Origin of the sequence: Secundilactobacillus oryzae JCM 18671 (assembly GCF_000740055.1) — a bacterium.
Taxonomy (GTDB): domain Bacteria; phylum Bacillota; class Bacilli; order Lactobacillales; family Lactobacillaceae; genus Secundilactobacillus; species Secundilactobacillus oryzae.
The window spans coordinates 1-15,413 of sequence record NZ_BBJM01000005.1 but is presented as its reverse complement, the minus strand read 5'-3'; the positions used below and the strand labels follow the sequence as shown (position 1 = coordinate 15,413).

At 43.6% G+C, this 15,413-nt stretch carries 12 protein-coding genes; all 12 read left to right on the top strand.

Annotated features, from left to right (window positions below; all coding sequences use genetic code 11):
• The first annotated feature begins 112 nt into the window (after window positions 1-112).
• The 12 genes from pth to lysS all read left to right on the top strand — a co-directional run bounded on the left by pth (window position 113) and on the right by lysS (window position 15,068).
• Window positions 113-670: an aminoacyl-tRNA hydrolase gene (gene pth, locus LOSG293_RS02220; protein ID WP_034526519.1), complete on the top strand. Its 558-nt coding sequence runs from the start codon at window positions 113-115 to the stop codon at window positions 668-670.
• Between the two features lie 25 nt (window positions 671-695).
• Window positions 696-4,220: a transcription-repair coupling factor gene (gene mfd / locus LOSG293_RS02215; RefSeq protein WP_034526518.1), complete on the top strand. Its 3,525-nt coding sequence runs from the start codon at window positions 696-698 to the stop codon at window positions 4,218-4,220.
• A 7-nt stretch (window positions 4,221-4,227) separates the two neighbouring features.
• Window positions 4,228-5,817 carry a putative polysaccharide biosynthesis protein gene (locus LOSG293_RS02210; RefSeq protein ID WP_034526516.1) on the top strand — a complete coding sequence of 530 codons (1,590 nt, stop codon included), beginning with the start codon at window positions 4,228-4,230 and terminating at the stop codon, window positions 5,815-5,817.
• A 3-nt stretch (window positions 5,818-5,820) separates the two neighbouring features.
• On the top strand, window positions 5,821-6,093 hold the full coding sequence (locus LOSG293_RS02205; RefSeq protein ID WP_034526513.1) for an RNA-binding S4 domain-containing protein: 273 nt from the start codon (window positions 5,821-5,823) through the stop codon (window positions 6,091-6,093).
• Window positions 6,094-6,273: 180 nt separating this feature from the next.
• Window positions 6,274-6,654: a septum formation initiator family protein gene (locus tag LOSG293_RS02200; RefSeq protein ID WP_081919864.1), complete on the top strand. Its 381-nt coding sequence runs from the start codon at window positions 6,274-6,276 to the stop codon at window positions 6,652-6,654.
• A gap of 100 nt (window positions 6,655-6,754) precedes the next feature.
• Window positions 6,755-7,243, top strand: a complete 489-nt coding sequence (locus tag LOSG293_RS02195; RefSeq protein WP_034526511.1) for a S1 domain-containing RNA-binding protein — start codon at window positions 6,755-6,757, stop codon at window positions 7,241-7,243.
• A 53-nt stretch (window positions 7,244-7,296) separates the two neighbouring features.
• Window positions 7,297-8,658, top strand: coding sequence for a tRNA lysidine(34) synthetase TilS (gene tilS / locus LOSG293_RS02190; protein WP_034526509.1), 1,362 nt, complete (start codon window positions 7,297-7,299; stop codon window positions 8,656-8,658).
• Window positions 8,651-9,193 (top strand): hypoxanthine phosphoribosyltransferase, encoded by a 543-nt coding sequence (hpt, locus tag LOSG293_RS02185; protein ID WP_034526507.1) that lies wholly within the window; start codon window positions 8,651-8,653, stop codon window positions 9,191-9,193. Before tilS ends, hpt begins: the two co-directional genes overlap by 8 nt.
• Before the next feature lie 107 nt (window positions 9,194-9,300).
• Window positions 9,301-11,415 (top strand): ATP-dependent zinc metalloprotease FtsH, encoded by a 2,115-nt coding sequence (gene ftsH / locus LOSG293_RS02180; RefSeq protein WP_034526505.1) that lies wholly within the window; start codon window positions 9,301-9,303, stop codon window positions 11,413-11,415.
• Between the two features lie 187 nt (window positions 11,416-11,602).
• Window positions 11,603-12,484, top strand: a complete 882-nt coding sequence (gene hslO, locus LOSG293_RS02175) for an Hsp33 family molecular chaperone HslO (protein ID WP_034526503.1) — start codon at window positions 11,603-11,605, stop codon at window positions 12,482-12,484.
• A 14-nt stretch (window positions 12,485-12,498) separates the two neighbouring features.
• The gene (dusB, locus tag LOSG293_RS02170; protein WP_034526494.1) at window positions 12,499-13,506 is read left to right on the top strand and encodes a tRNA dihydrouridine synthase DusB; all 1,008 of its coding nucleotides are present in this window, start codon (window positions 12,499-12,501) and stop codon (window positions 13,504-13,506) included.
• A gap of 89 nt (window positions 13,507-13,595) precedes the next feature.
• A complete protein-coding gene (gene lysS, locus LOSG293_RS02165) occupies window positions 13,596-15,068 on the top strand; it encodes a lysine--tRNA ligase (protein ID WP_439950829.1) in 1,473 nt (490 codons plus the stop codon).
• Window positions 15,069-15,413: the final 345 nt, after the last annotated feature.

Genomic DNA, 15,413 nt, shown 5'->3' with positions numbered 1-15,413 from the left:
AGCCTCCTGAATTGTGCTATAATTTGCTAACATTTGAAGCGATGATTGCTGGACAAAAATTTTTGTTCAGCCGTTTTTGCATGGCTAAATTAAAAAAGGTGGCAATTAATTCATGAAAATGATAGTGGGACTTGGCAACATCGGTCCACAATATAAGCAAACTCGTCATAACACAGGATTTATGACGGTGGATCAATTTGCAGAAAAGAATGATTTAACGTTTACAACTCGTAAAATGGAGGCCAAATTAGCGGAAGGCTTTTTAAATGGTGAAAAATTACTTTTAGTGAAGCCAACAACGTTCATGAATGAGTCTGGTCGGGCAGTTGGTCCGCTGATGGATTACTACGATTTGGATTTGGACGACTTGATTGTCGTTTACGATGATATGGACTTACCCCTAAGCAAAATCCGGTTACGTCAAAAGGGCTCGGCTGGTGGACATAATGGTATTCGGAGTTTGATTGCCCACTTAGGTACTGATAAATTTAATCGGATTCGTGTTGGGGTCGATCACCCATCTAAGAGTAGTGTGGTCGATTACGTTTTAGGCAAATTTACGAAGGACCAAGCACCACTTTTTGAACAGGGCATGGATGAAGCCGTTACCGCATTAGAAGAATGGACAGCAGGCAAATCATTTAGTGACTTAATGAATCAGTTTAATTAGTAGGCTATGGACAGGAGAAGTCAGAGTGAACATCGAAGAATTAATGATCAGCACGGACGAGTACCAAGCAATTCGTGCACAATTACAACCGAATAGTAGGCAATTGATAACTGGGATGGCTGGCTCAGCACGAACGCTGATGATTAAAGCGATGCTGGCTGATTTGTCGCGTCCAATTCTATTTGTAACGGATACGCTATTTCACGCGGATCAACTAGTTGATGATCTAAGCAACGTTTTGGATGATGATCAGTTATTTGAATTCCCTGTCGAAGAAATGTTAGCGGCTGAAGTGGCAACTAGTTCACCTGATTTTCGAGCACAACGGGTTAAGACGCTAGCGGCACTGACAAGTGGCAAACCAGTTGTGGTAGTGGCAGCAGTTTCGGGCGTACGGCGCTATTTACCAAGTCCTGCAGATTTTCAGGAAAATGTGATGACCTTAAAAATCGGACAAGATGTGGATTTGACCGAACTTCAGCACAAGCTCAGTGAGTTAGGATACGTGCACCAGAAATTAGTGGACGCACCTGGTGACTTTGCCGTGCGTGGTTCCATCGTGGACGTATACCCACTCACCGAGGAAAATCCAATTCGGATCGATTTCTTTGATACCGAAGTGGACTCTATGCGCACGTTTGATGTGGCAACTCAGCGTAGTATCGAAAACATTGAAACGGTGACAATGCTACCGGCTACGGATTTGCTCATTTCTAGTGGCAAACGTCCGGCGGCAGCGAAACGATTACAGGACGTGTTAGCCAAAGCGTTGACAGAAAAACTATCTCAGGATCAACAGGAATTACTCAGTAATAATGTAACGCCGCTGATTGCTGAGCTGGAAAAGGGAAGTTCTAGCCCTGAACTGTTGGTGTTTGCAGACTATCTGTACGAGCAAACGACCACAGTTTTGGATTATCTATCAGAGGATGGAGTCGTTTTATTAGATGACTTCACCCGAATTACTGACACGAATCAGCAACTAGAGAGTGATGAGGCAAGTTGGGTAACGGATAAGCTGGCTAACCAGCAAGTGTTCATCGACCAGCAATTTGCCATTCCACTTAGAGAAACGTTCAGGCAGGATGCCCACGCGGAGCTCTTCTTGGCGATGTTCCAAAAAGGGATGGGGAATCTACGCTTTAACCAAATTACAGCCTGGCAAACGCGGGCAATGCAACAATTTTTCGGACAGATGCCACTTTTGAAGGCCGAATTAGACCGTTGGCAAAAGCTTAAGCAGACCGTTGTCATTATGGTGAAAGATGAAATGCGGTTAAATAAAGTGGCTGCAACACTGCAGGATTTTAAAATCAAGGCAACCTTGACCGGTCAGAATAATATTCAGGCTGGTGTCGTTCAACTCATCACTGACCAATTACAATTGGGATTTGAATTGCCAAGTGCCAGTTTAGTGGTCGTCACTGAAAGTGAAATGTTTAAAAAGGTGCCTAAGCGCCGTAAACGCAGACAAACCCTTGAAAACGCGGAACGGCTAAAGAGCTATACGGATTTGAAGCCGGGCGACTACGTGGTTCATGTTAATCATGGGATTGGTCGCTTCGAAGGTATGCAAACGCTCGAAGTTGACGGTGTGCACCAAGACTACATGACCATTGATTACCAAAATAACGCTAAAATCTTTATTCCAGTTACTCAGCTTAATTTGATTCAAAAGTTCGTTTCGTCCGAAGATAAAAAGCCTAAGATTAATAAATTGGGTGGCTCAGAATGGGCGAAAACCAAGAGTAAAGTGGCTTCTAAAATTGAAGACATTGCGGATGATTTGGTCGAACTTTACGCCAAACGGGAAGCTGAAAAAGGTTTTGCTTTTCCGAAGGACGACAGCTATCAAGAGCAATTTGATAATGATTTTCCGTATTCAGAAACGCCGGATCAGTTACGTAGTATTGATGAAATAAAACGCGATATGGAACGGACACGGCCGATGGATCGATTACTTGTTGGGGATGTTGGTTATGGAAAAACTGAAGTTGCCTTGCGAGCAGCATTTAAAGCGATTGAAGCTGGGAAACAAGTCGCCTTTTTGGTACCAACTACCATCCTGGCACAACAACATTTCGAAACGATGATGAACCGGTTTGAGGGCTATCCAATTCAAACGGCGATTTTGTCACGATTCCAAACGACTAAGGAAGTTCACGAAACCATCGCCGGACTAGAGGATGGCAGTATCGATATGGTTGTCGGTACTCATCGTTTACTTTCTAAAGACGTTAAATTCAAAGATTTAGGCTTGTTGTTGGTCGATGAGGAGCAACGCTTTGGTGTGAAGCATAAGGAGCGGTTGAAAGAAATTCGAACGAACGTCGACGTATTGACGCTGACCGCAACGCCCATCCCCAGAACATTACACATGTCAATGTTGGGGGTTCGGGATCTGTCAGTCATTGAAACACCACCCGCAAACCGGTTCCCCATCCAAACTTACGTGATGGAGCAAAATGCCGGTGCGTTGCAAGATGGTATTCATCGTGAGATGAAACGGGGCGGTCAAGTCTTTTACCTGCATAACCGAGTGAGTGATATTGAAAAGACCGTTAGTCAGATCAAAGCACTCGTACCGGATGCCGAAGTAGCGTTTATTCACGGCAAGATGACGGAGGCTCAGTTAGAGGGGGTCCTCTATGATTTCGTTCAGGGCGAGTACGACGTTTTGGTTACTACTACTATTATTGAAACGGGTGTGGATATGCCAAATGTTAATACGCTGTTTGTTGAAAACGCTGACCACATGGGTCTTTCGCAGCTTTATCAGCTGCGTGGTCGTGTGGGTCGAAGTAATCGAGTCGCCTATGCGTACTTCATGTATCAACCTAACAAGGTGCTGACCGAAGTGAGTGAAAAACGGCTGGAGGCTATTAAAGACTTCACCGAGCTTGGTTCCGGGTTTAAGATTGCCATGCGCGATTTATCCATTCGAGGCGCTGGTACCTTGTTAGGCAAACAGCAACACGGATTCATTGATTCCGTGGGGTATGACCTTTACTCGCAAATGCTGGCTGATGCCGTTGCCAAGAAACAGGGGAAGCAAAAGCAGGCGAAGTCAGATGCCACAATTGAATTGGGCATTGAAGCCTATCTACCAAGCGATTATATTGACGATCAACAACAAAAAATCGAAATGTATAAACGCATTCGGCAAGTGGCGGATGAAGCCGATTATCACGAAATTGAAGATGACTTAATCGACCGATTTGGTGAGTATCCGGATGCGGTCGCCAACCTGTTAGAGATTAGTCATTTGAAGATGCAGGCGGATGAAGCCTTAATTGAAAAGATTAGACGGATTGATGATCAGATTATCGTGAACCTTTCCAAGAAGGGAAGCAACTTAGTGAGTGGTGAAGATATCTTTAAGGCGCTCTCACACACGAAGTTGAAGGCCACGGTCGGATTAGCAAACGACAAGATGACGGTTAAACTTATTATTCAGCCAAACATGAAGGAAGCCGATTGGTTGCAGCAACTGGTCGATTTTACCGTTGGGTTGAAAGATATTGTGTTGACCGATAGCAAGAATGAGTAGGGTTCATATGAAATCAAAAACGACATCGACAATCTTAAAAGGGGCGGTGATTCTCTCAGTTACTTCACTACTGGTGAAAATACTGAGCGCTTTTTACCGAATTCCCTTTCAAAACATGGTGGGCAATGAAGGGTTTTATGTCTATCAACAAGTCTATCCCATTTATGGGATTGCGATGACCTTGGCACTCAGTGGTGTACCGGTTTTCATCTCCCGAGTGATTGCTGAGTATGACGAACCAGCGGAACGGATTATGGTTGCTCGGCGCCTCTTCAGCATTCTTTTAGTGGTTGCGTGGGGATTATTTGCTGGCCTGCAGCTTTTTGCACCACAGTTGGCTAGTGTCATGGGTGATGGCGGGTTGACCGCTGAAATTCGAGCTGCCACTTGGCTGTTCGTTTTGGTGCCTTTTTTGGCGGTTAGTCGCGGCTACTTTCAGGGTCAACTTGATATGGTACCCACTAGTCAATCACAGTTGGCCGAGCAAGTCGTTCGGGTGGGCGTCATTCTCTTTGCGGCCTACTACGGGATGCAGAAGGGCTGGTCCGTTTATCAGATTGGGACGTTGGCCATGTTTAGTGCCACAATTGCTGGATTAATGGCGATTCTGATTTTATGGCGTCGGTTTTTACCCGTGATGTTCATGAAGGTTAGTAGACAGCATTTGATTTCAAGCATGCAGTTACTAAAGCGACTCGCATCAGAAGGGCTGCTTATTTGTTTGGTAGCAGCCGTACTCGTTCTACTGCAACTCGTTGATTCGCTAACGGTGGTTGATGGTTTACGCCAGTTCGGACTCAGTTTTGACGCTGCTAAGAACGTCAAAGGAATTTATGATCGGGCGCAAACATTGGTTCAATTGGGATTGGTTTTCTCTGTAGCCCTGTCGACGACTTTGCTGCCGGGGTTGGTGGCCACCATTCAAAAGGGGGAACATCAACGATTCCAGTATTTGAATCGCCTTTTTCAAAAGCTGAACTTTGCACTGGCGTTGACGATTTCAATTGGCTTAATCAGTGTGCTATCAGAAATGAATACTTTTTTGTTTGGGGATGCCAAGTTACCGATTGCAATCAGTCTTTATCTGTTAAACGTTTGGTTGATGGCCTTGATTACCATGAAAAATAGTATTTTGCAAAGCCTCAATCAACAACGCCGGGTCGCCGTCGCAGTGATTAGTGGTTTGGTGATAAAGAGCCTGTTGAATAGTGTTGCGGTTGCTCAGTTTGGTGTGATTGGGGCGGCCGTGATGACTAATCTCGCGCTTGTCTGCATGCTATTCGTGATGTATGGTGGTGAAGTGAAGCATATCGTCGCGAACACTGCTAACTGGTGGTTTGTTGGAAAACTAGTGGTCGCTTTGGTTGGCATGGTTGGTGGTGTCTTGATTGCTAAACATACTACAATGGTATTGTGCCATTTCACTACATTCAGCCGTGGACAAGCGTTAGTGCTCGTTGCAGTGGAGAGTTTAGTAGGTGCGTTCGTTTTCGTTGGCCTTTCAATTTGGTTAAAATTATTTACAAAGACAGAATTACAAACGATTCCGTATTTATCAACATGGCTGGAAAAGTATCGGCCACATGGAGGAAAGTAAAAAATGAGACTCGATAAATTCTTAAAAGTATCTCGAATTATTAAACGCCGGACGGTTGCTAAAGAAATTGCTGATAAGGGTAGAATCCTAATCAACGATAGAGTGGCTAAGTCGTCCTCAGACGTTATTCCTAATGACAAATTAGTCATTAAGTTTGGAAACAAAACGCTTGAAGTTCAAGTACTGCAATTGTTGGAGACGACGAAGAAAGACGATGCAGAAAAGATGTATAAGATTCTAAATGAAAGCTACGAACGCGACTTTAGTGAAGAGTAGGACAAAGGTGTGCCGATACTGGTGCACCTTTTTGTTTTGGTGTTGATTTTCAGTATTACGGAACAAGTCTTGTGAAGACTGTTTCGTAATATTGCACAAAGGTGGAGGGATAGCGTGGACAGGCTATTTAATAGTTGGTATACTTTAGACGTATTATTGAAAACTGTAGGGAGGTTTCGAATGATGAAGGAACAAAAAGTGAGACACCTTGAAAATGACTACATCAGACGCTTTAGAGAAACCACTGCCACTGTTGCTGGTGGGGGCCAGCACATGAGCAAACGGCGTAAGAAACGCGCCATGATTATCTTGGGCGTGTTTTTCTTCTTTGTGTTGGTTTTTAGTATTCAAATTATCTACTCTAAGATTAATTTGAATTCGGTGCAGACAGAGTTGGTGACGTCAAAAAAAGAACTCGCAAAGCAAAAGAAGACCAATGTTGATTTAAAAGAAGAAGTCAAACTCTTACATAACAAAGACTACATGGAAAAATTGATCCGCTCGAAATACCTCTATACTAAGACTGGCGAAACCGTCTATAGTTTTCCTAATGACCACTAGCAGGCGCCAAAGCAAATTAACTTTTGGTTTTATTTGACTTTGAGCTTGTTAAAAATATGTTATACTAATAGTACATATCTTAAGGAGGAAATTCTTTTTTATGGCAATTGAGGTTGGAGCGAAGGTTTCTGGTAAAATTTCAGGAATCACGAACTTTGGAGCATTTGTGGACTTAGGCGAACATAAAACCGGCCTAGTTCATATCAGTGAAGTTTCAGATGGCTTTGTGAAAGATATCCACGACGTCTTATCAGTTGGCGATGAGGTCACTGTTAAGGTTTTAACAATCGGTGACGACGGTAAGATTGGACTTTCTATCCGTAAAGCAGTTGATAAGCCTGCCGAACCGGCTCAGGCTAAGGTTGGATTGCATAGCAAGAGTAATTATCATAGTGATGGCCCTCGAAATAATAATCGAGGCTTCCACAATAGTTCGAGCAGTCACAAGCCAAGCCAGCACTCCTCCAATTCAAGGGAAAGTTTTGACGACTTAATGTCCGGGTTCTTAAAGGATAGTGAAGATCGTTTGGCGACACTCAAACGAAATACTGAAGGTAAACGCGGTGGCCGAGGCGGCCGTCGTAGTTAAAGACGATTGACCGTGGATGAGAATCCGCGGTTTTTTATTTCATGGAGAAAAGCATGGACTTAGAAAAACAATTTCGAAAACAGATTAAACAAAAAGGCTGGTTGCGTAGCCAGGACAAAGTAGTCGTGGCTGTTTCAACTGGTGTTGATTCGATGGTGTTATTGCACTTGTTGAAACAGCTCCCTGCATCTTTACGCCCCAAGTTGATTGTGGCTTACGTAAACCATAAACTGCGGCCGGAAAGTGATGCTGAGCAGGCGTTTTTAGAAAACTATTGTCTGGACGAGGACTTAACTTTGCGGACGGCTGATTGGCCAATTAACGATCATCCCGACACAGGCGTTGAGGCTGCTGCTCGCCAATTTCGGTATGCCTTTTTTAAACGCGTCATGCGTGAAGAACGGGCAGCTATTTTAATGACGGCCCATCATGAAAACGATTTGGCTGAAACTATTTTGATGAAACTGCTGCGTGGAGGCGACGTGAAGCAGCTAATCGGTATTAGGGCAGTTCAAGATTTCGAAATGGGTAAGCTCGTCCGGCCCCTACTATCATTCACGAAAGCTGATTTACGAGCGTTTGCGAAAACGCAACAGTTAACCTGGTTTGAAGATGCAACCAACGAGCAAGATGAAACGCTAAGAAACCGGATTCGTCATCACGTGATGCCGTTGCTACAACAAGAGAATGAGCAATTTTTGCTACACATCCAACAGTATTCGGAACAACTGGCTCAACAACAGATGGTAGTTGCTGACTGGGCAGAACAAACGGCGCAAGAGCTCAAAGGCAAAGACGGTATTAATCTGCCAGTTTTTTGCGATTTACCTGATGCACAACAAGCAGTTTTCCTTCGATGGTATTTACAACAGGGGCAAGAATCGGTGAGTGAGCTTACTTTAATGGAAGTGTTACAGCTTATTCATAATAAAACTAAGCCTCAGGGGGAGGTTTATCTCACCCATGAGTGGCGGTTTGTTAAACAATATGAGACATTTTTCTTGAATAACTGCCTAGACTCGGTAGAAAATAGGGGAACTGATAAAAAAACTGTGCTAGACTTAAATCACTGGAAATTGGTGAGTGAGACGCAACAGATCGGTTTGTTCACTGGGGATTCAGATGAAAACACATTTTTATCTGTTTCTTTGCGAGATGCCGAACTACCGTTATGGGTTAGGCCGGTTGAATCTGGTGATCAGTTAACCCTCAAATCTGGAGGACACCAGTTAGTTCGACGGATCCAGATCGACCAGAAAGTCCCTAATTCACAACGGGCGTCAGACTTAGTGGTTGTCACACAGGAAAATGAGATTCTCGCATTAGTTAATCGTAAAAATGCCTGGCGTGAGGCTGATCAGAATGCAACTTACTACCAATTGAAATTAAAAAACCTGGAGGAACGTAATGGATAACGACATCGAAAGAGTACTTTATAGTGTGCAGGACATTCAAGAGGCTTGTAAGCGACTAGGTACACAAATGGCGGAAGAGTATAAAGATAAGAATCCCCTAATTGTTGGGGTTCTAAAAGGTGCAGCACTCTTCATGACTGATGTGATTAGACAAATGGATATTTCAGCTGAATTGGATTTCATTGACGTATCCAGTTACCACGGTGGAACGGAATCGAGTGGTGAAGTGAAACTGGAACATGATTTAAGTATCGATGTGGCTGGCCGTGACATCATTATTGTCGAGGACATTATTGACAGTGGACGTTCACTGAAGTTCATGTTGGATCTACTCAAGGAACGTCACGTTAACTCTATTAAGGTTTGCACGTTGTTAGATAAACCATCTGGTCGAGTTGTTGAGGCAAAAGCAGATTATGTTGGGTTCATTGTCCCTAACGAGTTCGTGGTTGGATACGGTTTGGACTACCGTAATCAGTACCGGAACCTGCCTTATGTCGGGGTTTTGAAGCCGGCAATTTACGAGAATAAATAATTAGTCAAACATAGTCAAATGTGATAGACTTTATCTTAATTACAGGGGCTTCGGCCTACATTTTGTTCCGCACAAATGTGACCGGAACGCGATTGAGGAGGCGCTAAATGAATAACCGAAAAAATGGACTTTTTAGGAACAGTCTGTTTTACATTGTGGTCTTCTTGCTGATCATGGGTGTGATTTACTTCTTCCAAGGTAATAACTCGCATTCACAAAGCCAAGATATCCAAACGAGTCAGTTTATTCAAAAGCTAAATAGCAACAAGATTAAGAACTTCTCTGTACAGCCATCAGGTGGCGTGTATAAGATTACTGGTACTTACCGTGAAGCGCAAAAGGTCAAGCCAAGTAGTGGATTTACGATTGGGAGTACCAATAGTTCAACAAAGGTAACGAAGTTCTCAACATCAGTGCTTCAGAATAACGACACGGTTGCTGAAATCACCAAAGCTGCAAAATCCAACAACGTTAAGATGAATACAAAGCCTGAGGAATCAAGCGGTTTCTGGGTTAACATTCTTGTTTACGTTCTACCACTCTTAATCTTCGTGTTCTTCTTCTACATGATGATGGGACAAGCTGGACAAGGTGGCGGCAATGGTCGGGTGATGAACTTTGGTAAAACCAAAGCTAAGCCTGCTGATAGCAAAGACAACAAAGTCCGCTTCTCAGATGTTGCTGGTGAAGAGGAAGAGAAGCAAGAATTAGTCGAAGTCGTTGAATTCTTGAAAGATCCACGCAAATTCAATGCGTTGGGTGCGCGAATTCCATCAGGTGTTCTGTTAGAGGGACCTCCAGGTACTGGTAAAACCTTACTTGCTAAAGCGGTAGCCGGTGAAGCTGGTGTACCATTCTACTCAATCTCTGGTTCAGACTTCGTTGAAATGTTCGTCGGTGTCGGTGCTAGTCGTGTTCGTGACTTGTTTGATCAAGCCAAGAAGAACGCACCATCGATTATCTTCATTGATGAAATTGATGCGGTCGGTCGTCAACGTGGTGCCGGAATGGGTGGGGGCCACGATGAACGTGAACAAACATTGAACCAATTGTTGGTTGAAATGGATGGATTCACGGGTAACGAAGGCGTTATCGTTATGGCAGCTACTAACCGTTCTGACGTATTGGATCCTGCTTTACTTCGTCCAGGTCGTTTTGACCGGAAGATCTTGGTTGGTCGTCCAGACGTCAAAGGTCGTGAAGCCATTTTACGAGTTCATGCCAAGAACAAGCCACTTGCTGGCGATGTTGATTTGAAAGAAATTGCCAAGCAAACACCAGGTTTCGTTGGTGCCGATCTTGAAAACTTGTTGAATGAAGCCGCACTGTTAGCAGCTCGTCGGAATAAGACAGCCGTTGATGCAGCTGATTTGGATGAAGCTGAGGATCGTGTCATTGCTGGTCCCGCAAAGCGTGATCGAGTTATCAGTAAGAAGGAACGCAACACGGTTGCTTACCATGAAGCTGGTCATACAATTGTTGGATTAGTCCTTAATGAAGCTCGTGTTGTGCACAAGGTTACGATTGTGCCACGTGGCCGTGCCGGCGGTTACGCAATCATGTTGCCACGTGAGGATCAAATGTTGCTTAGCAAGAAGGATGCCATGGAGCAGATTGCCGGTTTGATGGGTGGTCGTACAGCTGAAGAATTGATTTTCGATTCTGAATCTTCAGGCGCCTCAAATGACTTTGAACAAGCAACTCAACTTGCTAGAGCGATGGTTACGCAGTACGGGATGAGCGATAAGCTTGGGACCGTACAACTTGAAAGTCCTGGCAGCCAGCCATTTGCTGGGGCTGCTTACGGACAAGGTCCTGCCTACTCACAAGAAACGGCAGCTACCATCGATTCCGAAGTACGTCGAATTATCAATGAAGCACACGAAAATGCGCGTGAAATCATTGAAGCCCACCGTGAACAACACAAGATTATTGCAGAAGCCTTGCTTAAGTATGAAACACTTGATGAAAAGCAGATTCTTAGTTTGTTCAAGACTGGTAAGATGCCAGAAAAGGACGATCAAAGTGAATTCCCAAGTGAAAAAGCAGCCACCTTTGAGGAATCAAAGAAGGAGCTTGAACGCCGGGAAGCTGAACGTCATCAAGAATTGGAAGATCAGGCCAAATCTGATGCGGACTCAACTGGTGATGCTAGTGAAACAATTGCTAGTCAAACTGATGATGATACGCAACAGAAGCCGGACGATTCTGATAAAGAATAATAAATCAATTTTGGAGATGCACAAGCTAGCTGCTTGTTGCATCTTTTTTTGTTGTCATGATGGCACGTTGAAACTGTTAAAGTGGCGTTTATCAGCGGCAACTTATTTTTTGCCATTTAGAATATTAGCCGGTTTGGAGAGAACCTGTTATAATACAAACACTTATGTAATTTTTTAGGAGGAAACAATGAGCGATTATTTACTGAAAAGTATCATTGATGATGGGCAGTTTCGTGCGTATGCAGTGGACGCTACCGACCTTGTCAGAGAAGCGCAACAACGCCACGATACGTGGAGTGCTGCTTCGGCTGCGTTAGGTCGTTCACTGATTGGGACGCTCCTATTATCGTCCTCAGTCTTAAAAGGTGAAGAAAAAATGACTGTTCGAATTGATGGTGGTGGACCAGTTGGGGGGATCGTCGTTGACGGTAATGCAAATGGTACCGTTAAGGGCTATATTCAAAATCCCCACATCAGTTTGCCTTTGAATAAAAACCACAAGATTGACGTGGGAAAGGCAGTCGGAAACGAGGGCTTTCTATCGGTGACTAAGGACTTCGGTTTGAAGGAGCCTTACACGGGGCAGGTGCCATTAGCATCAGGTGAGATTGGGGACGATTTGACGTTCTACTTGGCTCAATCAGAGCAAATTCCTTCTGCAGTGGGTGTTTCCGTTTTTGTGGAACCGGATAACTCGGTGAGTGTTGCCGGCGGTTTTCTTATTCAGGTTATGCCTGGTGCAGATGAAACGGCGATTGAAAAGTTGGAAGAACGGTTACGCCAGATTCCAATCGTTTCAGAATTGTTGATGGCCGGCCAGAAACCAGAGGATATCCTCAATTTAATTTTTAGCGAAGACCGAATTAAAATTCTAGACAAACAGCCAGTAGCTTTCAAATGTGACTGTTCGAAAGATCGGTTTGCAAAGGCCCTTAGTAGTGTCAATCCTGCTCAGTTGCAGGAAATCATTGATGAGGATCATCATGCAGAGACGGTATGCCGTTTTTGTGGCAAAAAGTACGATTTTAGTGAAGCAGAATTGAAACAATTACTAGAAGAATCTAAATAAATGGAGTGAAGAACATGGAATGGAAAATTGGAGACGTCACGATTCCTAACCAAATCGCTGTGGCCCCAATGGCTGGGGTAACAAACTCAGCTTTTCGAATGATTTGTAAGGAATTTGGTGCCGGGTTAGTTGTATGTGAGATGATTTCTGACCGCGGAATTATGTACCGCAACAAGAAAACACTAAGCATGATGTTTGTAGATGCCAAAGAACATCCGATGAGCATCCAAATTTTTGGTGGGACTAAGGAAACACTAGTTAAAGCTGCTAAGTTCGTTGATCAAAATACGGCGGCTGACATCATTGATATCAACATGGGTTGCCCAGTTAACAAAGTCGTTAAGACTGAGGCTGGAGCCAGATGGTTACTTGATCCAAACAAGGTATACGAAATGGTTTCTTACGTGACGGATGCCGTTAAAAAGCCTGTGACGGTCAAGATGAGAACTGGTTGGGATAGTGACCATATCTTTGCGGTCGACAACGCTTTAGCAGCCGAACGCGCAGGTGCATCAGCCATTGCCATGCACGGCCGGACTCGGAAGCAAATGTACACGGGTCAAGCTGATTGGGAAATTCTGAAGGATGTGGCTAGTGAATTAACGATTCCATTCATGGGGAATGGTGACATTACTACACCAGAAGACGCCAAAAAGATGATTGAATACGTTGGTGCCGATGCTGCAATGATTGGCCGCGCTGCTATGGGAAATCCATGGATGTTGCACCAAACTGAGCACTATTTAGAAACGGGTGAACTAATTCCTGAGCCAACACCTGAAAAGAAGGTTGAAACGGCTAAGGAACATTTACACCGTTTAGTTGAAATTAAGGGCGAAAAGACCGGTCCTCGCGAATTTAGAGGTCAAGCTGCTTACTATCTTAAGGGTATTTCACACTCAGCACGGGCCAAAGCTGCCTTGAACAATGCTGATACAGAACAAGAAATGATTGATATTTTTGATGGTTTCATCGAAAAGCTCGAGACGCGTAGTGAACGTGAGGAACGAATTGCAAAATAAGCTTGCAATTTAAAGCGGATTTAATCATCATAGATTAAGTATGATGAAATAATGGAGGGTTAAGATTGGCTGAAAAAAACGAAAAGCAAATGAATGATCAGCTGCGGGTTCGTCGCGAAAAGATGAATGAACTCCGTGAAGAGGGACTTGATCCCTTTGGTCACCGCTTTGAGCGAACTTACTTAGCTCAGCAGTTACATGACCAATTTGCTGAAGAAGACAAAGAATCATTGAATGAAAGTGGCAAAGTTGCCATTATTGCGGGACGAATGGTTTCGAAACGTGGTAAAGGAAAAGTTGGATTTGCTGATATCCTGGACCGCTCTGGCCGAATTCAGATTTACGTTCGGAAGGATATCCTGGGAGAAGATGCATACCACATCTTCAAGCGCTCTGACATTGGTGATCACCTTGGTATTGAAGGGGACATCATCAAGACAGATATGGGCGAATTAACAATCCGTGCTACTAAATTAACCTTCCTATCGAAGGCACTCAGACCATTGCCTGATAAGTTCCATGGTCTTCAAAACAAGGAACAAATCTATCGTCAACGTTATTTAGATTTGATTTCTAACCCAGAAAGCTTTAGTCGCTTCCAAAAACGGAGCAAGATTATCACTGCAATTAGAAGTTACCTTGATGGTCTTGATTTCACTGAAGTTGAAACCCCTGTTTTACATACTCAGGCTGGGGGAGCAAGTGCGCGTCCATTTACAACACACCACAACGCATTGGACATTGATTTGTACTTGCGGATTGCGCTTGAGCTCTATCTAAAGCGTCTCATTGTTGGTGGAATGGAACGGGTCTACGAAATTGGTCGAGTATTCCGTAATGAGGGTATGGATAAGCATCATAACCCTGAGTTTACAATGCTCGAGTCATACGTGGCCTACTTTGACTTCAATGACGTCATGGACGAAACTGAAGGTATCATTAAAGCGGCTGCAAAGGCTGTTACGGATGAAGGAACAATCAACTATCAGGGAACTGAAGTTGATTTGAGTAACTCATTCAAACGTCTTCATATGGTAGACGCCGTTAAAGAATATACTGGTGTTGACTTCTGGCAAGAAATGTCAGTTGAAGATGCTAAGAAGTTGGCTGATGAACACGGTGTTAAGTACGAAAATTACTGGGTCGTTGGCCACATTATTAACGCATTCTTTGAAGAATTGGTTCAAGATAAGCTGGAACAACCTACATTTATCTATGGTCACCCAGTAGAAATCTCACCATTAGCTAAGAAGAATCCTGACGATTCAAGATTTACGGATCGTTTTGAGTTGTACATTCTTGGTAATGAGTATGCTAATGCCTTTACTGAGTTGAACGACCCAATTGATCAGCGTGAACGTTTTGAAGCGCAAGTCAAGGAACGTGAGGCTGGTAATGATGAAGCAGAGGGTATTGATGAAGACTTTATTGAAGCTCTTGAATATGGGATGCCGCCTACTGGTGGATTAGGTATCGGAATCGATCGACTTGTCATGCTGTTGACTGATGCTGCGACCATCCGTGACGTGTTACTCTTCCCAACAATGCGTCCAGAAGATTAATCATTCATAATATGAAACACCTAATGACCACTCGTCATTAGGTGTTTTTTTGTTGGCTAAATTAAAAAATGATAAATATGAGTACAAGGTATTGCTATTTTCGTCAGAACTTGATATATTATTATCTGTTGTCACGAAGCAAACAGCTAAGAAATATCAATTGAATTTTTATTCAAAAAGGTTGTTGACATGAATAAAAATAAGTAGTATATTTAAGTAGTTGTCTTGTGAGAGACATTGTAGACCTTTGAAAACTGAACAAAGTTTCGACGAATCAAATGTGCAGGGCGATTCAACTTAGGTTGAATCCAAAACAAACATTTGCGAAGTCAATTCGCTAGTAAC

Coding starts and splice junctions, on each gene's coding strand:
- tilS (WP_034526509.1), top strand. CDS start 7,297: ATGGACTTAGAAAAACAATTTCGAAAACAGATTAAACAAAAAGGCTGG.
- hpt (WP_034526507.1), top strand. CDS start 8,651: ATGGATAACGACATCGAAAGAGTACTTTATAGTGTGCAGGACATTCAA.
- lysS (WP_439950829.1), top strand. CDS start 13,596: ATGAATGATCAGCTGCGGGTTCGTCGCGAAAAGATGAATGAACTCCGT.
- LOSG293_RS02210 (WP_034526516.1), top strand. CDS start 4,228: ATGAAATCAAAAACGACATCGACAATCTTAAAAGGGGCGGTGATTCTC.
- hslO (WP_034526503.1), top strand. CDS start 11,603: ATGAGCGATTATTTACTGAAAAGTATCATTGATGATGGGCAGTTTCGT.
- LOSG293_RS02200 (WP_081919864.1), top strand. CDS start 6,274: ATGATGAAGGAACAAAAAGTGAGACACCTTGAAAATGACTACATCAGA.
- dusB (WP_034526494.1), top strand. CDS start 12,499: ATGGAATGGAAAATTGGAGACGTCACGATTCCTAACCAAATCGCTGTG.
- ftsH (WP_034526505.1), top strand. CDS start 9,301: ATGAATAACCGAAAAAATGGACTTTTTAGGAACAGTCTGTTTTACATT.
- LOSG293_RS02205 (WP_034526513.1), top strand. CDS start 5,821: ATGAGACTCGATAAATTCTTAAAAGTATCTCGAATTATTAAACGCCGG.
- LOSG293_RS02195 (WP_034526511.1), top strand. CDS start 6,755: ATGGCAATTGAGGTTGGAGCGAAGGTTTCTGGTAAAATTTCAGGAATC.
- pth (WP_034526519.1), top strand. CDS start 113: ATGAAAATGATAGTGGGACTTGGCAACATCGGTCCACAATATAAGCAA.